This is a genomic window from Streptomyces sp. NPDC002784 (assembly GCF_053592135.1).
Genome location: NZ_JBSFVD010000009.1, coordinates 122471 through 144822, shown reverse-complemented (window position 1 = coordinate 144822; position 22352 = coordinate 122471). Strand labels below are relative to the sequence as shown.

15 protein-coding genes and 1 pseudogene are annotated in these 22352 nt (G+C 69.6%); 6 read left to right on the top strand and 10 right to left on the bottom strand.

Annotated features, from left to right (window positions below; translation table 11 throughout):
* Positions 1-12: 12 nt before the first annotated feature.
* The 6 genes and pseudogenes from ACWD1Z_RS18710 to ACWD1Z_RS18685 all read right to left on the bottom strand — a co-directional run bounded on the left by ACWD1Z_RS18710 (position 13) and on the right by ACWD1Z_RS18685 (position 4551).
* Complete coding sequence (locus ACWD1Z_RS18710) at positions 13-732, bottom strand: AAA domain-containing protein (RefSeq protein ID WP_451119901.1); 720 nt, start codon at positions 730-732, stop codon at positions 13-15.
* Between the two features lie 197 nt (positions 733-929).
* A pseudogene (locus ACWD1Z_RS18705) lies at positions 930-1561 on the bottom strand (nucleotidyl transferase AbiEii/AbiGii toxin family protein).
* Positions 1562-1566: 5 nt separating this feature from the next.
* Positions 1567-1947, bottom strand: coding sequence for a hypothetical protein (locus ACWD1Z_RS18700; protein WP_451119899.1), 381 nt, complete (start codon positions 1945-1947; stop codon positions 1567-1569).
* A gap of 76 nt (positions 1948-2023) precedes the next feature.
* Positions 2024-3553: a helix-turn-helix domain-containing protein gene (locus ACWD1Z_RS18695; protein ID WP_451119898.1), complete on the bottom strand. Its 1530-nt coding sequence runs from the start codon at positions 3551-3553 to the stop codon at positions 2024-2026.
* Between the two features lie 64 nt (positions 3554-3617).
* The gene (locus ACWD1Z_RS18690; RefSeq protein WP_190194188.1) at positions 3618-3815 is read right to left on the bottom strand and encodes a DUF4236 domain-containing protein; all 198 of its coding nucleotides are present in this window, start codon (positions 3813-3815) and stop codon (positions 3618-3620) included.
* Positions 3816-3852: 37 nt separating this feature from the next.
* Entirely contained in the window at positions 3853-4551 is a 699-nt protein-coding gene (locus ACWD1Z_RS18685; protein WP_451119896.1) for a hypothetical protein, read from the bottom strand.
* A gap of 221 nt (positions 4552-4772) precedes the next feature.
* Between ACWD1Z_RS18685 and acnA the strand changes: the two genes are divergently transcribed.
* Positions 4773-7505 (top strand): aconitate hydratase AcnA, encoded by a 2733-nt coding sequence (gene acnA, locus ACWD1Z_RS18680; RefSeq protein WP_451119894.1) that lies wholly within the window; start codon positions 4773-4775, stop codon positions 7503-7505.
* A gap of 218 nt (positions 7506-7723) precedes the next feature.
* On the opposite strand, the gene ACWD1Z_RS18675 is transcribed toward acnA, so the two are convergent.
* From ACWD1Z_RS18675 to ACWD1Z_RS18660, 4 genes are all read right to left on the bottom strand, one after another.
* A complete protein-coding gene (locus ACWD1Z_RS18675) occupies positions 7724-8929 on the bottom strand; it encodes a vWA domain-containing protein (RefSeq protein ID WP_451120030.1) in 1206 nt (401 codons plus the stop codon).
* 137 nt (positions 8930-9066) lie between these two features.
* Positions 9067-10308, bottom strand: coding sequence for an AAA family ATPase (locus tag ACWD1Z_RS18670; protein WP_451119892.1), 1242 nt, complete (start codon positions 10306-10308; stop codon positions 9067-9069).
* Between the two features lie 158 nt (positions 10309-10466).
* Positions 10467-11993 carry a hypothetical protein gene (locus ACWD1Z_RS18665; RefSeq protein ID WP_451119890.1) on the bottom strand — a complete coding sequence of 509 codons (1527 nt, stop codon included), beginning with the start codon at positions 11991-11993 and terminating at the stop codon, positions 10467-10469.
* Positions 11994-12154: 161 nt separating this feature from the next.
* Positions 12155-15949: a GH92 family glycosyl hydrolase gene (locus ACWD1Z_RS18660; RefSeq protein ID WP_451119889.1), complete on the bottom strand. Its 3795-nt coding sequence runs from the start codon at positions 15947-15949 to the stop codon at positions 12155-12157.
* A 345-nt stretch (positions 15950-16294) separates the two neighbouring features.
* Between ACWD1Z_RS18660 and ngcE the strand changes: the two genes are divergently transcribed.
* The 5 genes from ngcE (at position 16295) to ACWD1Z_RS18635 (ending at position 22301) form a co-directional block, all read left to right on the top strand.
* Positions 16295-17740, top strand: coding sequence for an N-acetylglucosamine/diacetylchitobiose ABC transporter substrate-binding protein (gene ngcE / locus ACWD1Z_RS18655; RefSeq protein ID WP_451119887.1), 1446 nt, complete (start codon positions 16295-16297; stop codon positions 17738-17740).
* A 74-nt stretch (positions 17741-17814) separates the two neighbouring features.
* Positions 17815-18744: a carbohydrate ABC transporter permease gene (locus tag ACWD1Z_RS18650; protein WP_451119885.1), complete on the top strand. Its 930-nt coding sequence runs from the start codon at positions 17815-17817 to the stop codon at positions 18742-18744.
* Positions 18745-18763: 19 nt separating this feature from the next.
* Positions 18764-19684: a carbohydrate ABC transporter permease gene (locus ACWD1Z_RS18645; protein WP_451119883.1), complete on the top strand. Its 921-nt coding sequence runs from the start codon at positions 18764-18766 to the stop codon at positions 19682-19684.
* Positions 19685-19867: 183 nt separating this feature from the next.
* Positions 19868-21067 (top strand): ROK family transcriptional regulator, encoded by a 1200-nt coding sequence (locus ACWD1Z_RS18640; RefSeq protein WP_250071452.1) that lies wholly within the window; start codon positions 19868-19870, stop codon positions 21065-21067.
* A 133-nt stretch (positions 21068-21200) separates the two neighbouring features.
* Entirely contained in the window at positions 21201-22301 is a 1101-nt protein-coding gene (locus ACWD1Z_RS18635) for a substrate-binding domain-containing protein (RefSeq protein WP_451120028.1), read from the top strand.
* Positions 22302-22352: the final 51 nt, after the last annotated feature.

The following is a 22352-nucleotide window of genomic DNA, read 5'->3' as shown; positions in this document are numbered from 1 at the left end:
CCTGCACGTGGCTCAGTCGAACAGCGGTGCCAGAGCGGTCTCGCCGGACAGGATCCGCCAGGCGGGTACCCGCACCGTCCGGCTCACCGGGCAGGTTTTGGCGCCGTGGCCCCCGGAAGGCAGGCCGGTGAGCAGGTCGCCTCGCGCGTGGAGGAGCCTGAGGTGCCGCGCGGGGTCCGCGCCCGGCTCCGGTCCGGGGTCGATGAGCACCGCCGTGTTGTCGCCGGCGTCGGTGAACAGCAGGTCCACCGGGTGCCCGCCCACCAGCACGGCCCGCTCCAGATCGGTGATCCCCCGTCCGGTCAGGTACCGCTGCAGGCGGTCGGCGAGGCACTCGCGGGCCTCGGCCACCGGGCCGGCCGTGCCCGCTTCGGCCGGAGCGCCGTGATCGCCTGCTCCCAGCGGCGCCGAGCGCGTGGCGAGGAGGGCCGGCAGGCCGCTCTGCTCCTGCCAGAAAGCGAGGCTGCCGACGGTGATCAACTGCGACTTGGCCCGAGTGACCGCCACGTTCCACAGGTTGACCTGGCTCGCGACCCAGTGCGTGGTCCGGGGCGGGGTGTTGGGCGCCGCCACCGGGCTGAGCACCATCACGTCGCGCTGTCCGCCCTGGAAAGTGTGGACGGTGCCGACCCGGACCCGGTCGTCGTCCCGCCATATCCGGGCCAGTGCCTCCTGCTGCGCGCGGAAACGGGGTGACAACTCCCACCGCTCAGCACTGACAGTGACGGTCAATTGAGCCTGGCCCGCGAGGCCGCTGGCGCGAACCCGGTGGCCGACTGGCCGAGTCCCGCACGTCTCACGCCAAGTCGAGTTCCGGCCAGACCGTCTTGCCCGGAGCGCCGGCGCGGGGGCCGCATTGGCCGCCGAGGAGCGGAACCACGGCAGGAGTGCCGGCGTGGCCACTGCCAGCATGCGAGTACTGGACGTGATTACTCGATCTCCGGATCATCGGCCTCTTCGAGGAGACACGCCGCGAGGTCGTCGGCCCACTCCAAGGCCCAGGCACGGAGGGCGGTGATGGCGGCGTCATCGAGGCCGTAGGCAGCGAAGGCTTCGTCGTCGGTCCACTCGGCGCCCGTGAGGTTCGCCTGCAGATCCTCGCGCTCGAAGCGGCCGCGGGCGTGGCGTCGGCCGAACTCCTCGAGCTCGGCATTGGGCCAGCGGCGTGAGGCCGCGAACACGTCGATCAGGTCGCGAGGCGCTCCGCGGTCGGCGAGGGCGCGGACCTTGGTCCCGATCACGTCCTCCTCCGCGAGGACGGGCCCGTACGGGCTCTGGGCGACCGGCCGCCAGAAGTTCTCCTTGAGGATGTCGACCTCGCAGTCCTGCCCGGTGGCCGGGTCAGTCACGGTGAAGCGCGCGGACAACGGGGCGGTCTCCAGCGCGTGCACCTCCCAGCCTCGGCCATGGGGGCCGGATTCTCGGTGGCGACGTCGAGATCCTGGCTGGGGCGGTTCACGAGGCGGTGTGCCCGCACGGCGTATCCACCGGTGAGTACCAATGGATACGCCGAGCCGAGGGCGATCACATCCGCCAGGAGCCGCGTGTGCAGCTCCGGCATGTCCGTCACGCGGCGGCCCGGGTGCGGGAGGCAAGCTGGGGGAAGGCCTCTTCCCATACGGCGCGCACGGTACGGCCGACGAGGGTGCGCAGCACCGGCCACAGCTGGAGGAGCAGGTCCTGGTTGAGATAGCGGGGCAGGTCGTCGTGCAACCCCTCGTGCAGGACGGTGCGGTACATGCCCATGCGCTGGCGCGGCTTGCCCAGGTCGTACGACGTCATCCCGGACCAGGCCATGTGCAGCGGTAGCTCCACGACCCCCTGGCTGGGGCCGTGCAACTCGTCCAGCGACTCCGGCAGACGCCGCCGGAACTTCTCCCGGTACAGAGCAAGGTCCTCGGCGACCTCACCGGAGAGGTCGCTCGGGGGGCTCGCAGGGTGATGCATGACTCCATTATGGCGGCTGGAGAGGGGGTGAGGTTTTGATACCGACCGAACGTGGCGGCGCCTCTTCTGAAGACTTTCAGATGTCGCGGAACGTCTCGATCTGCGCGCCGATCGAGTTCAGGCGCTCGGCGAGGTCCTCGTAGCCGCGGTTGATGACGTAGACGTTGCGGAGCACCGACGTGCCCTCCGCCGCCATCATCGCCAGCAGGACGACCACCGCGGGGCGCAGGGCCGGCGGGCACATCATCTCGGCGGCGCGCCAGCGGGTGGGGCCCTCGACCAGGACGCGGTGCGGGTCCAGCAACTGCAGGCGGCCGCCCAGGCGGTTGAGGTCGGTCAGGTAGATCGCGCGGTTGTCGTAGACCCAGTCGTGGATGAGGGTCTTGCCCGAGGCGACGGCCGCGATGGCCGCGAAGAAGGGGACGTTGTCGATGTTCAGGCCCGGGAACGGCATCGGGTGGATCTTGTCGATCGGCGCCTCCAGCTTGGAGGGCCGGACGGTCAGGTCCACCAGGCGCGTACGGCCGTTGTCCGCGACGTACTCGGGGGTGCGGTCGTGGTCGAGGCCCATCTCCTCCAGGACCGCTAGCTCGATCTCCAGGAACTCGATGGGCACCCGGCGCACCGTCAGCTCCGACTCGGTCACCACCGCGGCGGCCAGCAGGCTCATCGCCTCGACCGGGTCCTCGGAGGGGGAGTAGTCGACGTCGACGTCGATGGTCGGTACGCCGTGCACGGTGAGCGTGGTGGTGCCGATGCCCTCGACCTTGACGCCGAGCGCCTCCAGGAAGAAGCACAGGTCCTGGACCATGTAGTTGGAGGAGGCGTTGCGGATCGTGGTCACGCCGTCGTGACGGGCGGCGGCCAGCAGCGCGTTCTCGGTGACCGTGTCCCCGCGCTCGGTCAGCACGATCGGGCGGTCGGGGGAGATCGCCCGGTCCACCTGGGCGTGGTACAGGCCCTCGGTGGCCGCGATGTCCAGGCCGAACCGGCGCAGCGCGATCATGTGCGGCTCGATGGTGCGCGTACCGAGGTCGCAGCCGCCCGCGTAGGGCAGCTTGAAGGCGTCCATCCGGTGCAGCAGCGGGCCCAGGAACATGATGATGGAGCGGGTGCGGACGGCCGCCTCGGCGTCGATGGCGCCCATGTCCAGCTCGGCCGGGGGCACCAGCTCCAGGTCGACCCCGCCGTTGATCCAGCGCGTCCGCACACCGATGGACTGGAGCACCTCCAGCAGCCGGTAGACCTCCTCGATGCGGGCGACCCGGCGCAGCACCGTGCGCCCCTTGTTGAGCAGGGAGGCGCACAGCAGGGCCACGCACGCGTTCTTGCTCGTCTTCACATCGATCGCGCCGGACAGCCGTCGGCCGCCCACCACCCGCAGATGCATCGGGCCCGCGTAGCCCAGAGAGACGATTTCGCTGTCCAGGGCTTCACCGATACGGGCGATCATCTCAAGGCTGATGTTTTGATTGCCGCGCTCGATCCGGTTGACGGCGCTCTGACTGGTGCCGAGCGCCTCGGCCAGCTGCGTCTGTGTCCAGCCACGGTGTTGCCGGGCGTCACGGATGAGCTTGCCGATGCGTACGAGGTAGTCGTCTGCCATGGGATTGAGGTTATCTCAGATATGAGATGGCGCCTCCTGGGGGGCCCGTACGGGTGACGGGGCGTCAACGCCGCCTGGCGGTACGGGTGCGGCGCCACCCGAAAGGTCCGGGCAAATCCATCGATGTCGTACGACGTCCGGTGCTGCTGTGGGTGTGCCGGGGCCCGTTCGCCCCACCGGTGGTGATGGACCAGGAGCGCCGGTTGATGTTCAGCCGGACCCCGGGCAGGATGCGGAAGCTCTTGCGAAAGGTGAGCGGCATGGATGCCTCCCGTCGAAGTGGTTCGGACCTCTTTCGGCTACCCCGGCCTGGCGAACTGATGGCAGAATTCCACGGGTTCGTCGAAGGTGACCGCGGCTATGGGCGCGCCGGTGACGACGTACGCGTGCCGTGACACCCGCCCCTGCTCCGTCCGCAGCTCCAGCAGGCCGGGTTCGGGGCACCGCCAGGTGAGCCGGGTGACGCACTCGCCGAGGGCGTTGGCCAGATTGCTCCACCCCTGGCCGTTGGCGCGCAACTCGAACTCCGAGCACTCCATCACGCCGTAGTCGAACGGGATGCTGCTCCAGTAGCCGATGAGCGCCTCGTCCAGGCCGGTGCGCGGGTTCGCGGCGTCCTCCTCCGCGATCCGGCGCTCGGTGGCGATCTCGGGTCCGCCGAGGTCCACCACGCGGGTGCCGTGCACGGCGACGCCGAGGTCGCGGAACTCGACGCCGACGTAGGGGATGCCGTCCCGGGAGACCGGGTGGAGGTGGACGGCGCGCACGTCGAGTCCCTCGGGGAAGCCCTCGTAGTGGGCGCAGACGGCGTGCCGGAGCGCGGTGAAGAGGTCGGGCAGGTGGGTGGCCGTCCAGGCGGCGCGCGCCAGGTCGTCGTCGGTCAGCAGGGGGCAGCGCAGCGGGGCGCGCCCGGGACGCAGCCGCGTCCATGCGGTCGTCGGCAGCGGTACCCACTTTGTCCAGCCGCCCGCATGCCGGTGGAAATCGCCTCGCTTCATGGTGGAAGGAGGACATCACACGGAGGCCGGGCATGACCATCCCGGCCCCATGTACTAGAGTTATCTCGACATCGAGATATCTGCCGAGGCGTACCGCAGCCGCACGCGATCATCGGTCTGGCAGTAAGGGTGACCTAACTTAGCCTTACCTTAGCGGATCGGCGAAGTCGTCGTGGCGGCAGGATGCGGTGGGAACGCGCACATCAAAGAAGGAGACTGTCGTGTCGGCGAACAGCTTCGACGCCCGCAGCACGCTGCAGGTGGGCGACGAGTCGTACGAGATCTTCCGGCTGGACAAGGTGGAAGGCTCGGCCCGCCTTCCGTACAGCCTCAAGGTCCTGCTGGAGAACCTGCTCCGCACGGAGGACGGCGCGAACATCACCGCCGACCACATCCGCGCGCTCGGCGGATGGGACTCGAGCGCCCAGCCGTCGCAGGAGATCCAGTTCACGCCCGCCCGCGTGATCATGCAGGACTTCACCGGCGTGCCCTGTGTCGTGGACCTCGCCACCATGCGTGAGGCCGTCAAGGAACTCGGCGGCGACCCGGCGAAGGTCAACCCGCTCTCCCCGGCCGAGCTGGTCATCGACCACTCCGTCATCGCCGACAAGTTCGGCACGAACGAAGCGTTCGCGCAGAACGTCGAGCTGGAGTACGGCCGCAACAAGGAGCGCTACCAGTTCCTGCGCTGGGGCCAGACCGCCTTCGACGACTTCAAGGTCGTCCCGCCGGGCACCGGCATCGTCCACCAGGTGAACATCGAGCACCTGGCCCGCACGGTCATGGTCCGCAACGGCCAGGCCTACCCCGACACCCTGGTCGGCACCGACTCGCACACCACCATGGTCAACGGCCTCGGCGTGCTCGGCTGGGGCGTCGGCGGCATCGAGGCCGAGGCCGCGATGCTCGGCCAGCCGGTCTCCATGCTCATCCCGCGCGTCGTCGGCTTCAAGCTGACCGGTGAGCTCACCCCCGGCACCACCGCCACCGACCTGGTGCTGACCATCACCGAGATGCTGCGCAAGCACGGCGTGGTCGGCAAGTTCGTCGAGTTCTACGGCGAGGGCGTCTCCGCCACCTCGCTCGCGAACCGCGCCACCATCGGCAACATGTCGCCGGAGTTCGGCTCCACCGCCGCGATCTTCCCGATCGACGACGAGACCATCAAGTACCTGAAGCTGACCGGCCGTTCCGAGCAGCAGCTCGCGCTCGTCGAGGCGTACGCCAAGGAGCAGGGCCTCTGGCTGGACCCGGCCGCCGAGCCGGACTTCTCCGAGAAGCTGGAGCTGGACCTGTCGACGGTCGTCCCGTCGATCGCCGGCCCGAAGCGCCCGCAGGACCGCATCGTCCTCGCGAACGCCGCCCAGCAGTTCGCCCAGGACGTGCGCAACTACGTGGACGACGTGGACGAGGCGGGCAAGGAGTCCTTCCCGGCCTCCGACGCCCCGGCGAACACCCCCAACGGCGCCCCGTCGAAGCCGGTCCCCGTGACCGCCCCCGACGGCTCGACGTACGAGATCGACCACGGTGCGGTGACGGTCGCCGCGATCACGTCCTGCACCAACACCTCCAACCCGTACGTCATGGTCGCCGCGGCCCTCGTCGCGAAGAAGGCCGTGGAGAAGGGCCTGACCCGCAAGCCGTGGGTCAAGACCACCCTCGCCCCGGGTTCGAAGGTCGTCACCGACTACTTCGACAAGGCCGGTCTGACCCCGTACCTGGACAAGGTCGGCTTCAACCTGGTCGGTTACGGCTGCACCACCTGCATCGGCAACTCCGGCCCGCTGCCGGAGGAGGTCTCCAAGGCCGTCAACGACCACGATCTCGCGGTCACTTCGGTCCTCTCCGGCAACCGCAACTTCGAGGGCCGGATCAACCCCGACGTCAAGATGAACTACCTGGCGTCCCCGCCGCTGGTCGTCGCGTACGCCCTCGCCGGCTCCATGAAGGTCGACATCACCAAGGACGCCCTGGGCACCGACCAGGACGGCAACCCGGTCTACCTCAAGGACATCTGGCCCTCCGAGGCCGAGGTCAACGACGTCGTCGCCAACGCCATCGGCGAGGACATGTTCTCCAAGTCCTACCAGGACGTCTTCGCGGGCGACGCCCAGTGGCAGGCGCTGCCCATCCCGACCGGCAACACCTTCGAGTGGGACCCGCAGTCCACCTACGTGCGCAAGCCCCCGTACTTCGAGGGCATGACGATGGAGACGACGCCGGTCACCGACATCACCGGTGCCCGCGTGCTCGCCAAGCTGGGCGACTCGGTCACCACCGACCACATCTCCCCGGCCGGTGCCATCAAGGCCGACACCCCGGCCGGCAAGTACCTCACGGAGCACGGCGTCGAGCGCCGTGACTTCAACAGCTACGGCTCGCGCCGCGGCAACCACGAGGTCATGATCCGCGGCACGTTCGCCAACATCCGCCTGCGCAACCAGATCGCGCCGGGCACCGAGGGCGGCTACACCCGCGACTTCACCCGGTCCGCCGAAGGTGAAGGAGGGGCCCCGGTGTCGTTCATCTACGACGCCTCGCGCAACTACATCGAGCAGGGCATCCCGCTGGTCGTCCTGGCCGGCAAGGAGTACGGCTCCGGTTCGTCCCGCGACTGGGCCGCCAAGGGCACCGCGCTGCTCGGCGTCAAGGCCGTCATCGCCGAGTCCTACGAGCGCATCCACCGCTCGAACCTCATCGGCATGGGCGTGCTGCCGCTGCAGTTCCCGGAGGGCGCCTCGGCCGCGTCCCTCGGCCTGACCGGCGAGGAGACCTTCTCCTTCACCGGCGTCGAGGAGCTCAACAACGGCACCACCCCGCGCACGGTGAAGGTCACCACCGACACCGGCGTCGAGTTCGACGCGGTCGTCCGCATCGACACCCCCGGCGAGGCGGACTACTACCGCAACGGCGGCATCATGCAGTACGTGCTGCGCAGCCTGATCCGCAAGTAAGCGGAACCGCACGGCTGTTGAGGGCCGCACCCCTGGCAACGGGGGTGCGGCCCTGCGCACTTGGGGGGACTGTGCGTGCGCCAGGCGTTTACAAGTGCGCCCCGCAACGCTACGTTCCGACCCAGTGGGGTGGGAGCGCTCCCATGCATGGTGGACCGGAACCCGCCCCAGGACCGCCCCCACCCCACACCTCCCCCGGGCCCCGCGCGCCCGTCCGTTCAGCCGATGGTGACGACCCGTGCCCAGGGCGGCGGGGCGTCCGGGACGTAGTCCGGGTCGTCCTCGTCCGCGGGGCGGCCCGGACGCGGGAAGAGGCCGACGACGGTACGGCAGGGCGGCGGCGCGGACGGCCACGGGGTCTGGCCGTCCGTCAGCGCGACGATCACGTCCGGGCGGGGCCGCGAGCGCAGCGCCAGGGCGAAGCCGGAGCGCAGGTCCGTACCCCCGCCGCCGGTCAGCTCGATGTCCTCGGCGCGGCAGATCGGGCCCGCGATCCCGGCCGCCGCGTCACAGGAGACCACCGAGACCAGGTCCCGTCGGCCGCCCACCGCCCGGGAGATCGCCGCCACCTCCACCAGCGCACTGCCCAGCTCGGCGTCGCTCACCGAACCGGAGGTGTCGATCACCACGCAGACCCGGGGAGGGATCCGCCGCAGGCCCGGCAGCAGCACCCCGGGGACAGCGGCCGACCGCCGGGACGGACGCCGGTAGCTGTGGTTCTCGCCCACCCCCGGCGCCCCGGCCGCGGAGCGCACCGCCGCCCCCAGCAACCGCCGCCACGGCTGCGGCGGATGGAAGACCTCGTCCGCCCAGCGCCGCCACCCCTCCGGAGCGTCGCCCGGCCGGCCCTTGATCCCCTCGGCGACCCGGAACCGCACCGCGTCCCGCTGCTGCTTGCTCAGCCCGTGGGAACCATCGGCTCCCAGCTCCCACGGCCGCTCCTCGCCGTCGGCACCGCCGCCGCAGTCCAGCCAGGCCAGCTCGGCGACGAGCCCGGACAGCGACGCCCTGTCCAGGTACTCCTCCATCAGCAGCCCGTCGGGCAGCCGCAGCAGCGACGGGAGCACCACCCCGGTGGGCCGGGGCAGTCCGTCGCCGTAGATGTCGTCGTTGATCTCGAAGTCGGCGGCGATGTTCCGCCGCAGCCGCTCGCCCGGCCCGTACTCCTCATGCTCCCGCGCGTAGCGCTCGCCGCGCCCGTGATGGTCCCGCAGCAGATGCGAGACCTCGTGCACCCAGACGCCCGCCAGCTCCTCCACCGGGGTGCGGGCCACGAAGCCGGGGGAGACGTAGCAGCGCCAGTGCGCGTCGACCGCCATCGTCGGCACCGACCGGTCCTCCACCACCCGCAGCGCGAAGAGCGCGACGGCCAGATAGGGGCGGACCGTGACGGCGTGCAGCCGGGCGGTGAGCAACTTCTCCATGTCCAGCGGGAGTGCGCGGTCCGCCGCGCGCCCGCCCGCTGTGGCGGGCGGTGCCGGCACGGTCGCCCGCACCGGCCGCGGCGGCGGAGGCGGAGCCATCGGCCGCGGCAGCACGCGCGGGCGCGGCACGGCCCCCGTCATCGGCGCACCCCCCGCGCCAGTGCGGCCTCGGCCCGTTCCACCGACCGGTCCGCACCGGCGGCGAGGCCGACGATCGCGGCGAGCCGTTCCACCGCCGCCGGCACCTCCCAGTCGTCGCGCCGCACCGCGGCCAGCGCCTTGGCCGGGGCGACCAGCAGGTCCGGGGCGCCGGTCTCCAGGGCCCGGACCAGGACCGCCCACCCCGCCTCCCAGCGCCTTCGCTCCGGCCGCGCCCCGACGGCGGCCACCACCGCCTCCAGTGCGGCCTGCCGGAGATCACCGCGCTCGGGCAGCTCTGCACGGGCCGGGTCGGCCAGCAGCAGCTCCGGGTCCGGCAGGTCCATCCGGTCCAGGTGGGCGAGGAGTTCCAGCCCGGGTCCGTCGCCCACCGCGCCCCGTACCAGCAGCGCCAGCACCTCCCGGGAGACGGAGGCCGCCGTGCCGAAGGCCAGCAGGGTCAGCGCGGTCTCCCAGCTCCGGGGCGAGGGCCAGGCTCCGCCGCGCCGTGTCTCGGAGCTGGGCAGCCGGTGGATCAGCGTCGGCCGCGCGGCGAGGAACCCGCACACCGCGCGCCGGGCCAGGGCCACCGCCTCCGGCAGCCGCTGCGGTTCGAGCCGGGGCAGTTCGGCCCGGGGCCAGACCCCGCCGAGGCCGCGCACCACCACGTCCCGGTCGTGCACCCAGTACAGATGCACGAACCGGTTGGCCAGGGGCGGGCTCAGCTCCCATCCGTCCGCCGCCGAGGCGCGCGGATTGGCGGCGGCCACGATCCGTACCCCGGGCGGCAGTCGCAGGGTGCCGACCCGCCGCTCCAGCACGACCCGGAGCAGGGCGGCCTGGACGGCCGGGGTGGCGGTGGACAGTTCGTCCAGGAAGAGCAGTCCGCGCCCGGCCCGCACCAGCTCCACGGCCCACTGCGGCGGTGCCATCGGCACGCCCTGCACCGCGGGGTCGTCGCCCACGATGGGCAGCCCGGAGAAGTCGGTCGGCTCGTGGACACTGGCGATCACGGTGGTCAGCGGCAGGTCGAGGGAGGCGGCGAGCTGGGTCAGGGCCGCGGTCTTGCCGATGCCCGGTTCGCCCCAGAGCAGCACCGGAAGGTCGGCGGCCACGGCCAGGGTGAGCGCTTCGAGCTGCTCGTCGGGGCGGGGTTCGGTGGTGGTCGTCCGCAGAAGCGTCAACAGGTTGTTGGCGAGGGCGAGTTGGCTGTCGGTGGACGCAAGGGTGCTGGAAGTCATGGATATCACCTGGGTGTGTGAAGAGAAGGAGAGAAGGGGACCGCCGCGCGGGCTGATGCTGTGGGTGAGGGAGACGGGTGTGGTCGTCCGGTCAGAAGCGGAAAGGGACGGGTGAGGTCGTCCGGTCAGAGGCGGAAGGGGACGGGTGAGGCCGTCGGTCAGAAGGGCAGGGCGGTACGGGGCCGGCCCGGGCTGTTGCGCTTGGAGCGCCAGACGGACGGCGTACGCCGGTCGAGACGGGGCCGGTGTTCCGCCGCGGCAGTGGCGGCGGCGGGGTGTACGGCGACCAGCCCCGAGCGGAACAGCCCGTGCTCGATGCGGCGGGCCGCGGCGGACTCCAACTCCTCGCGGAGCGGCCCGTCGCGCAACAGCGCACCGGGACCGAGCAGCCCCTCGACCACGGCCAGCGCCCCGGCGACATCACCGTGGGCGAGCCGCTCCCGGACCGCGGGCAGCGCCTCCGGGGTGCGGTGCACCGCGTCGATCGCCCGCAGACACGGCAACGCGGGCCCGCCGAGCGCCACCAGCAGCTCCTCCCGGCGCAGTTCGTCCGGGTCGTGGTCGACGGCCGTCAGCGCCCCGTCCCGCAAGGCGATCCGGTGCACTTGGCCCCGGCATTCCACGCGATGCGGGTCGCCGGGTGCGCTGGGTGCGCCGGGTTCACTGGTTTCACCGGCGGGGCGGGCCACCGGTGCCAGGGCCGTCGACGCCAGCGCGGCGGCGACGAGCGGATGCAGCCGGTCGGCCGTGATCAGCCCGGCCCGCAGCAGCTCCTGATCCGGCAGGACCCGTGCGGCCGCCTCCGGCAGCACCGGAAGCGCCGCGATCTCCTGCGACGGGAGCTTCTGACGCCCCGGCCGGATCGTCGGAACATGACGGTCGTCGGGTGCGACGAGTTCGAACACGGCCCGCCTGCGCGTACCGAGCCGCACGGTGAACGCCCCGCGAGCAAGCCCCTCGGCCCGCAACAACAGCTCGGCCTCGGCGGCCCAACGGGCCGTGGCCCAGGAGGAGTCGGGCGCCACATCGGTGGTGGCCCAACCCGCCGTGATCGACGCGGAGTCGGGCCCCTCCCCGGCACCCCAACTCGCGCTGGCCGAAGATGAGCCCGCCCCCGACCTCGACCCCGTCCCCGCCCTCACCCCCACCCCACAGCGCTCCGCCAGCTCGTCGCTGCGCTCCGCGTCCCAGAGGTGCCTGTGCAGGTCGAGGCGGAAACGTCGGTCCGGGTGCGGATGCGGATGGTGTTCGGGATCGCCGGTCCCGGACTCCTCCCACAGCGCCAGCGACATCCGCTGCCCGGCGTCCGCCCAGGCCGGCGGCGTCCGCACCACCAGATGTGCCGGGGCCCCGCCGTAACCCGGATAGCTGGCCAGGGACAGGGTGAGGCCGGGCCGGAGCCGCCCGTCGGGGGCGATCCGGGGCATGTGCCAGCGGAGCAGATCCGGCGCCAGCCGACGCAGATCCGCCCGCAGCCGGGTGACGAATTCGGTGCCGTGGCGGTCGCGCACGGCGCGCAGATCGAGATCGACGTCGACCCGGGCGGCGGCGCAGGCCCCGGCCCAGTCACCGGCGGCACGCCGCGCGGTGGCAGTCTCGATCATGGACAGTGGCACGGCGTACTCGCGTACGCGCTGCCACATCGACAGGCGGGTCGGAATCGTGGGCGTGAAGTGAGATGCCATCAGCACTCACCGGACGCGGACGATTCCCCCAATCCACCAGAGGAGAAGTTCTTCATCGGCGGCATCATAAGCACCGCGATCACGATCTGTCAGCAGGTATCACGGCTCACGGCCCGGGGGCAGCGCCGCACGCGACACCGCCCCCGGATCCTGCATCTCAACTAACGCTGTCCCGCCAGGAGTTCGACCTCCGACACGGCCGCCTCGGCGTCCAGCACCAGGCGGTACTTCTCGTACGTGCCCGGTGACCCCACCGAGAACGCCCGGGTCTGCCGGTCCCAGGTGAAGGACTCACCGGTACGCCGGTCCAGGGTCGTCCACTCGGTCCCGTCCGAGGAGCCCTGGAGGGTCCAGCCGGTCGGCGCCTTGGTCCGGTCCGAGGAGGTCAGCGTGTACTGGACGGCCTCGGCCGCCCGAGGCGTCGGCAGGTCCACGGAGGTCACCGTCGCCTGCGTGGCCGAGGTGTTGTCGAACAGGGCGCCGTCACCCCTCAGCACGTCCGCCCGGGGCGTCGGCACCTTGTCGTCCCGCGTGATCGACACGGGCGCCGCGTGCTCGCCCGTACCCCAGGAGGACGGCCGCGGGCCCATGTCGAACTCCAGCACCCCGCCCTTGGCGAGCAGCTTGTGCGGCAGCGAAGTCGAGTTCCACGCCTTGCCGTTGACCTTCAGCCCCTGCACGTAGACATTGCGGGCGCTGTTCCGCGGCGCCTTGACGACGAGGTCCGCACCGTTCTCCAGATGCACGGTCGCCTTGGTGAACAGCGGGGAGCCGACCGCGTATTCGCCGCTGCCCATCGCCAGCGGGTAGAAGCCGAGCGCGGAGAAGAGGAACCACGCCGACTGCTCGCCGTTGTCCTCGTCACCGTGGTAGCCCTGGCCGATCTCGCTGCCGGTGTAGAGGCGGGAGAGCACCTCGCGGACGTTGCGCTGCGCCTTCCACGGCTGCCCGGCCGCGTCGTACATGTAGATGGCGTGGTGGGCGACCTGGTTGGAGTGCCCGTACATGCCCATCCGGACGTCCCGCGCCTCCGTCATCTCGTGGATGACACCGCCGTAGGAGCCGACGAAGTCGGGGGAGGCGGTCTCCGGGGTGGAGAAGTACTCGTCGAGCTTGTCGGCGAGCTTGTTCCGGCCGCCGTAGAGGTTGGCGAGGCCGCGTGAGTCCTGGGGGGCGGTGAAGGCGTAGCCCCAGCCGTTGGTCTCGGTGTAGTCGTGACCCCATACGCGCGGGTCGTACTGCGAGGAGTCGACGCGCCAGTCGCCCTTCGCGTCCCGGCCCTGGAAGAACCCGGCCTTGGCGTCGAAGAGGTTCACATAGTCCTGAGCCCGGTCGAGGAAGTACTCCGACTCCTCCCGGTAGCGCTTCTCGCCGGTCTTCTTGAACAGCTCCTGGCCCATCCGCGCGATGCCGTAGTCGTTGAGGTAGCCCTCCAGCGCCCAGGACAGGCCCTCGTGGGTGTCGGTGCTGGTGTAGCCGAGGAACGGCGAGGTCGCCATGCCCTTGCGGCCCACGCCCGAGGACGGCGGGACGACGGTGGCGTTCTTCACGGCCGCGTCGTACGCCGCCTTCGCGTCGAAGCCGACGCCCTTGACGTAGGCGTCCGCGAACGCCACGTCGGAGGAGGTGCCGGTCATCAGGTCCGCGTACCCCGGCGAGGACCAGCGCGAAGTCCAGCCGCCGTCCTTGTACTGCTGGACGAACCCGTCGACCATCTCGCCCGCCTGAGAGGGCGTCAGCAGCGAGTACGCGGGCCAGGTGGTGCGGTAGGTGTCCCAGAAGCCGTTGTTGACGTACACCTTGCCGTCCACGATCTTCGCCCCGGTGTGCGTCGGGGTGTCCGGATTCGGCATCGGCGAGAAGGGCGAGGCGTACTGGTACTTCGAACCGACCTTCTCGAAACCGGAGTTGGGGTACAGGTACAGCCGGTACAGGCTGGAGTACAGCGTGGTCAGCTGGTCCGGGGTGGCGCCCTCGACCTCGACCTTGCCGAGGATGCGGTCCCACTGGCGCTGGGCGCGGTGCTTGACGGCGTCGAAGGAGGTGCCGTCCGGGACCTCCTGGCGCAGATTGGCCTTGGCCTGGTCGACGCTGATCAGGGAGGTGGCCAGGCGCAGGGTGACGGTCCGGTCCGCGCCCGCGTCGAACCGCAGATAGCCCTTGACGCCGCTGGAGTCGCCCTCGGTCACCGGCCGGTCGAACTCGCCGTATACGAACAGCCGCGTGGCGCCGGTCGACAGGCCCGACTTCACGTCGGAGTACCCGGTGAAGGTGCCGCTGTCCTTGTCGAGGGTCAGGCCCGCCTGGTCGGTGACGTTGTCGAACAGGACGCTCGTGTCGTCGCCGGGGTAGGTGAAGCGCAGCACGGCCGCGTGGTCGGTCGGCGTCATCTCCGCCTTCAGGCCGTTCTCGAACCGCACGCCGTAGTAGTACGGCCGCGCCGTCTCGTTCTCGTGCCGGAAGGCCAGCTCCCGGGCCTCCCGGCCGGTCTCCGGGGTGCCGGAGGCGGCGGACGGCATCACCTGGAAGGTCTGCCGGTCACCCATCCAGGGGCTCGGCTCATGGCTGGCGCTGAACGCCTGGATCGTGGGCAGATTGTCCGCGTTGTTCCCGCGCGCGTAGTCGTACAGCCAGCTCAGCGAGCCCGCGTTGGTCACCGGCGTCCAGAAGTTGAAGCCGTGCGGCACGGCCGTCGCCGGGAAGTTGTTGCCGCGCGAGAACCCGCCGCTGGAGTTCGTGCCCCGGGTCGTCACCGCGTAGTCCGACAGATGCGCCTTGGGCCGCTCCCGCGGCACGCTCCCCAGCGTCACGTCGTCCAGCCAGCCGCGGAACTTCGCGGGGCCCTTGGGGGAGTCGTAGGCGACCAGGATCCGGTCCACGGTCTTGCCGGCCGCGACGGACCCGATCCGCGAGGCGACGTTGTTCCACTGGTTGACGTAGAGGATCTTGGCGGCGCCCTGCCCCTGCGGGGTGAGCGCGAACCCGTGCTGGTCGGTGGCGTTCAGGTCGCTGAGGTAGGTGCCGTCGGTGAAGGCGAGGTCGACGGAGACGTTGGTGGCGTCGTAGTCGAGATCGCCGTCGGCCATCGACGGGAAGATCCGGTACGACAGCCGGGTGTCCCGGCCGACCGCCACGTCCACGTCGAAGATCTTGTTGTACGAGTACGCCCGCCCGTCCGCCGTGTGCCGCCCCGCGTAGCGCAGCGCCCGCTTGCCGGTGAAGCCCGCGCCCGCCTTGGCCGTCGGCGAGCCGCTGGGGCCCCGGTCGACCAGCGAGAGCATGTCCTGGGGCACCGGCCCGTCACCGCCGCCCGTGGAGAACTGGACGTCGGCGAGCTGGAGTATCCCGGAGGCGCCGTTGTTGCGGGTGACCTCCAGCCGGAAGTGCCGGTACTCGGCCGGCTCGGCGATGTCGTACGTCCTGGTCTGGAATCGCTCGGCGAAGCTCTCCCCGGAGCGGGTGTCGAGGGTCGTCCAGTTCGTGCCGTCGGTGGAACCCTTGAGGGTCCAGTCCCGCGGGTCGCGCTCGGCGAAGTCATTGGCCGAAGTAAGCGCGTATTTCGCCAATCTGACCGGCTTGTCCAGGTCGAACTCGGCCCATCCGGTGGGCTGGAAGACCAGCCACTTGGTGCTGGGCTCGCCGTCGGCGAGGTTCTCCTTGACCTCCCCGCCGCCGGTGTTCTCGCCGCTGGCCCGTACGTCCGTGACATGGTCGGTCACATTGCCCGGAATGCCGGAGCTGTACCCACCGTCCACGCCCGCGGCCCGTTTCGATCCGTCCGGTGCCTCATCGACCGTGCTGAGCCAGTCCGGGGCGGGGTCGCCGCTCTCGAACGAGGAGCTGAACTCCCGGTCGGCGCTGGGGGCCTCGGGCAGGGCGGCCGCCACGCCCTGCGAGCCCACCGCCAAAGCGAAGGCGGTCGTCCACGCGACCGCCGTGCCACGTCTGTGCCTCATCGGCAAGCACTCTCCCTGCGCTCTGGACAACGTTGTCAACATGGGTGCGCAAGGATTAGTAGTGGCTCAAGTCGCCTGTGGTGTCAAGGGTGTTGACTGTGGCATTCGGGGGGGATGGCGGGGATTTTTCCGTCGGGCGGGGCACAGCCCGCTCATATTTCCGAGAGGTCTCAACTCGGAAAAGACCGACAGCCAACCTTGCATTCGATCTTGCTCCGCTGGCGGGAAGTGGACTATACCTGTCGGCAATTCACGGTACTTCCGGCACGACCCTGCTTGACCTGACCGCGGTGCCCGGAGGATCCGGTACACCGCCTGAGTCCTGGAGAAGGCGAGGACTTGAGCATGGGATCCACTTCCGACCCGAACGGCACCACCGGGGGCACAAACCGCCGCGATCTGATCAAGCGGTCCGCCGCACTCGGTCTGATCACCGTCCCCACGATGAGCTTCCTGTCCGCCTGTGCGAGCGGCGGCGGCGAGGACGAGTCCGGCACCGACACCGAGGGCAAGACCTCCAAGTCGAACCCCTTCGGCGTGAAGAAGGGCAGCAAGCTCGACGTCGTCGTCTTCAAGGGCGGCTACGGCGACGACTACGCCAAGGCGTGGGAGGCGTCCTTCGAGAAGAAGTGGGGGGTCACCTCCACCCACACCGGCACCCAGGAGATCACCGGCAAGCTCCAGCCGCGGTTCAACGCGGGCAACCCGCCGGACATCGTGGACGACTCGGGCGCCCAGCAGATCCCGATCGACGTCCTGCACAAGAACGGCCAGCTCCTCGACCTCGCCGTGGTCCTGGACGCCCCGTCGGTCGACGACCCGGGCAAGAAGGTCCGCGACACCCTGATCCCGGGCACGCTGGACGCGGGCATGCAGAGCGGCAAGGTCGTCGCGCTCAACTACATCTACACGGTGTGGGGCCTGTGGTACTCCGGCAAGCTCTTCCAGGAGAAGGGCTGGGAGGTGCCCAAGACCTGGGACGACTTCCTCGCCATCTGCAAGGACGCCAAGTCCCAGGGCATCGGGGGCCTGGCCCACCAGGGCAAGTACCCGTACTACATCAACGTCGCCATCATGGACCTGATCGCCAAGACCGGCGGTCTGGAGGCCATGAAGGCGATCGACAACCTGGAGCCCAACGCCTTCGTGGGCTCGGACGCCGCGACGGCCGCCGTCGAGGCGGTCTACGAGATCGTCGAAAAGGGCTACTTGATGCCCGGTACGAACGGTCTGACCCACACCGAGTCGCAGACCCGGTGGAACCAGTACAAGGCGGTCTTCATCACCAGCGGTTCCTGGCTGGAGAACGAGCAGCTCAAGCAGACCCCGGAGGACTTCGACATGAAGTTCCTGCCGATGCCGCTGCTGCCGGACAGCAAGCTGCCGTTCGAGGCGATCCGGGCCGGCTCCGGCGAGCCGTTCATCATCCCGGCCAAGGCGAAGAACCTGCCCGCGGCCAAGGAGTTCATGCGGATGATGCTCTCCAAGGAGTGGTCGACGCTGTTCGCCAAGGAGGCGAACTCGCTGACGATCCTCAAGGACGGCGTCGACTCCAGCGTCCAGCTGCGCCCCGGTACCCAGTCGACGGTGGAGGCCTCCAAGGCCGCCGGCGACAACACCTTCCGGTTCCTGTACACGGAGTGGTACAGCGAGATGGGCACGGCCATCGAGAACGCCTCCAACGAGCTGATGGCGAAGCGGATCCAGCCCAAGGAGTGGCTGAAGCGGGCGCAGGCCGCGGTCGACAAGCAGGCCAAGGACCCGGCTTCCAAGAACAACCGTCGGGACTGATCCCGCTCGACCGACCACGTTCCGGGCCGGACGTCACCGGCCCGGAACGGGACTTCAGGGGCAGGAAAACGCGTATGCGTAAAGGGCAGCACCGGTTCGTCGCGGGGTTTCTGTTCTTCCCCGTGGCGCTCTATCTGATCTTCGTGATCTGGCCGTACATCCAGACGTTCGGCTATTCGCTGACCGACTGGAAAGGGCAGTCGCAGACGTTCGACTTCGTCGGCCTGGACAACTACACCGCGTTGTTCAAGGACGACATCTTCATGGGGGCGATCTGGCACAACATCCTGTTCCTGATCTTCATCCCGGCGATCACGATCCTGCTGGCCCTGTTCTTCGCGTTCATGCTGAACGCGGGCGGGCGCGGGCGGGCCGGCGGTGTCTCGGGAGTGGCCGGCTCCTGGTTCTACAAGGTCGTGTACTTCTTCCCGCAGGTCCTGTCGCTGGCGATCCTCGCCGTGCTGTTCGGCGCGGTGTACCGCAGCGACGGCGGCGGCATGCTCAACGGCGCCCTGATCAAGCTCGGCCTGGTCGACGAGAACACCCCCGTGGAGTGGCTCAACGAGCCGAACATCGTGCTGTGGGCGCTGATGGCGGTCGTCGTCTGGCACGGCGTCGGCTTCTATCTGGTGCTGTTCTCCGCCGCCATGCAGTCCATCCCCCGGGACATCTACGAGGCCGCCCTGATCGACGGCGCCGGACGGGCCCACACCTTCTTCCGCATCACCCTGCCGCTGCTGTGGGACTCCGTGCAGACCGCCTGGGTCTACCTCGGCATCGCCGCGATGGACATGTTCATCCTGGTCACCACCATGACCTCCGGTGACTACGGCGGCGGCCCCGATCACCACAGCGAGGTCATGGCGACGGTGATGATGCGGAACTTCCTGCTGTACGGCAAGAGCGGCTACGCCTGCGCCATGGGCGTGATCATGCTGCTGCTCACCCTGATCGTGTCCGTGGTCACGCTGCGCGCCACCCGCCGCGAGCGCATCGAGTTCTGAGCGGGAGAGACGACGACCCATGAGCGCACCCATCAAGGAATCCGCGCCCCCCGCCGGGCGGCCCGTGGACAAGACCCCGGTACGCCCCGGCGACGAACGCGGCGAAGGCGTCGTACTGAACGTCTTCTCGCACGGCTTCCTCGCCCTGTGGGCGCTGCTGATCGTGCTGCCGCTGCTGTGGCTGGTGCTCAGTTCCTTCAAGTCCGACGTGCAGATCGGCTCCTCGGCCTTCGGCTGGCCCGAGAACTGGTCCCTGGACGTCTTCTCCCGGGCCTGGGACAAGGGCATCGGGGACTACTTCATCAACACGGTCATCGTGCTGGTCTTCTCGGTGCCGCTGACCATGCTGCTCGGCTCCATGGCCGCGTACGTGCTGGCCCGTTACCAGTTCTGGGGCAACCGGTTCCTGTACTACTTCTTCGTCGCGGGCGCCATGTTCCCGGTGTTCCTGGCGCTGGTCCCGCTGTTCTTCATGGTCAAACGGCTGGACATGCTCAACACCTACCAGGGCCTGATCCTGGTGTACGTCGCCTACTCGATGCCGTTCACCGTCTTCTTCATGCACGCCTTCTTCCGGACCCTGCCCGGCGCGGTGTTCGAGGCGGCGATCCTGGACGGCGCCTCGCACACCCGGGCCTTCTTCCAGGTCATGCTGCCGATGGCGAAGCCGGGACTGCTCAGCGTCGGCATCTTCAACACCCTCGGCCAGTGGAACCAGTTCATCCTGCCGACGGTGCTGATGCAGCCGCAGAGCGGTGACGATCCCGAGCGCTATGTGCTCACCCAGGGGCTCATCCAGCTCCAGCAGCAGCAGGGGTACGCCTCCGACCTTCCGGTGCTCTTCGCGGGCGTGACCATCGCGATGATCCCCATGCTGGTCGTGTACCTGTCCTTCCAGCGTCAGGTGCAGGCGGGACTGACCTCCGCGACCTTGAAGTAACCCTCGGCAGTCACTCGTGCGCACGCCGTTCCCGCCTCAGGGAGCGGCGTGTGCCGGTGTGCCCTGGACCCCGGATGTTGTTCAACCTCTTGACGGGAGGCAACCCGAACGGCTCAGCTTAGAGTTCACTAGTTGGACATAGACGGGGCCTCACTGAAGCGGTCCCGCGCGCAGGAGGTCGTCGTGGAGACTCCGGGGTCGCAGTCGTCGCTGCACCGAGCCAACCTGGAGCGGGTCGTCCGGGCCGTGCGGCTGGCGGGTTCGCTCACCCAGGCGGAGATCGCCAGGACGACGGGTCTGTCGGCGGCGACGGTATCCAATATCGTCCGGGAGCTGAAGGACGGCGGGACCGTCGAGGTCACGCCCACGTCGGCGGGCGGCCGCCGGGCCCGCAGCGTCTCCCTGAGCGGGGACGCCGGCATCGTGATCGGGGTCGACTTCGGGCACACCCATCTGCGCGTCGCGGTCGGCAACCTCGCCCACCAGGTGCTGGCCGAGGAGTCCGAGCCGCTGGACGTGGACGCCTCCTCGACCCAGGGGTTCGACCGGGCCGAAGAGCTGGTCAACCGCCTGATCGCGGCGACCGGGGTGGACCGGTCGAAGGTCGCGGGGGTGGGCCTCGGCGTGCCCGGGCCGATCGACGTGGAGTCGGGGACCCTCGGGTCGACCGCCATCCTGCCGGGCTGGACCGGCACCAAGCCCGCCGAGGAGCTGCGCGGCCGGCTCGGCGTGCCGGTGCACGTGGACAACGACGCCAACCTCGGCGCCCTCGGCGAACTGGTCTGGGGCAGTGGCCGGGGGGTCCGGGACCTGGCGTACATCAAGGTCGCGAGCGGTGTCGGCGCGGGCCTGGTGATCAGCGGCAAGATCTACCGCGGTCCGGGCGGCACGGCAGGAGAAATCGGACATATTACACTTGACGAGTCCGGCCCGGTCTGCCGCTGTGGAAACCGCGGCTGCCTGGAGACCTTCGCGGCGGCCCGCTATGTGCTGCCGCTCCTCCAGTCCAGTCACGGCACGGATCTCACCATGGAGGGCGTCGTACGGCTGGCCAGGGACGGAGATCCGGGCTGCCGTCGGGTGATCGCCGACGTCGGCCGACACATCGGCAGTGGAGTGGCCAATCTCTGCAATCTCCTGAACCCGAGCCGGGTGGTCCTGGGCGGTGATCTCGCCGAGGCCGGCGAGCTGGTTCTCGGCCCCATCAGGGAGTCCGTGAGCCGGTACGCGATCCCCAGCGCGGCACGTCAACTCTCCGTTCTTCCAGGGGCCCTTGGGGGCCGCGCGGAGGTGCTCGGGGCACTCGCCCTGGCCCTCAGCGAGATGGGTGATTCGACCCTTTTGGACGGCACCCTGCACGCGGCGGCACCCGCCTTCACTTAGAGAACGGATGGCACCGTTGCCAACCCGTTAAGGATTTACTTCTTGACGTCGCACGCGTGGCCGAGTTGACTTCCAGCCACCTCGGCCGCAACGACGCGGCCTCGTCAGGGAGGTTTCTAGAGTGAACACGCGTATGCGTCGTGCCGCCGTCGCCGTTGCCGCAGGTGCAATGGCCGTCTCGCTGGCCGCCTGTGGCAGCGCCGACGAAGCGGGCGACAGTGACTCCACCAAGTCGGCCGCCGCGAAGGGCGACGACATCAAGGTCGGTCTCCTCCTTCCGGAGAACCAGACCGCCCGCTACGAGAAGTTCGACCGTCCGCTCATCGAGAAGAAGATCGGCGAGCTGACGAACGGCAAGGGCGAGGTCGTCTACGCCAACGCCAAGCAGGACGCGAGCCAGCAGGCCCAGCAGGTCGAGTCGATGATCACCAACAAGGTGGACGTGATCATCCTGGACGCGGTCGACGCCGCGGCCATCAAGAGCTCGGTGCAGAAGGCCAAGGACGCGAACATCCCGGTCGTCGCCTACGACCGCCTGGCGCAGGGCCCGATCGACGCCTACACGTCCTTCGACAACGTGACGGTCGGCAAGACCCAGGGCGAGGCCCTCCTGGAGGCCCTTGGCGACAAGGCCAAGGACGGCCAGATCGTCATGATGAACGGTTCCTCCACGGACCCGAACGCCGCCCAGTTCAAGGAGGGCGCGCACTCCGTCCTCGACGGCAAGGTGAACATCGGCAAGGAGTACGACACCAAGGAGTGGAAGCCGGAGAACGCCAACGCCAACATGGAGGGCGCGATCTCGGCGATCGGCAAGGACAAGATCATCGGCGTCTACTCCGCCAATGACGGCATGGCCGGCGGCATCATCACCGCCCTCAAGGCCGCCGGCATCGACGACGTCCCGGTGACCGGTCAGGACGCCGAGCTCGCGGGTGTGCAGCGCATCGTCTCCGGTGAGCAGTACATGAGCGTCTACAAGCCGTACGCCCCCGAGGCCGACGCCGCCGCCGAGATGGCCGTCGCGCTCGCCCAGGGCAAGTCGCTCGACTCGATCGCCAAGGACAAGGTCGACAGCCCCACCAACCAGGGCATCCCGGCCGTCCTGGTCGACGTCACCTCGCTGACCAAGGAGAACATCAAGGACACCGTCGTCAAGGACGGCGTCTACACCGTCGCCGAGATCTGCACCGCCAAGTACAAGGCGGCCTGCGAGAAGATCGGCCTCGAGTAAACAGCACCGGGTCCCTTCACGCGTACGGGAACTCAAACCCTTGAGTTCCGG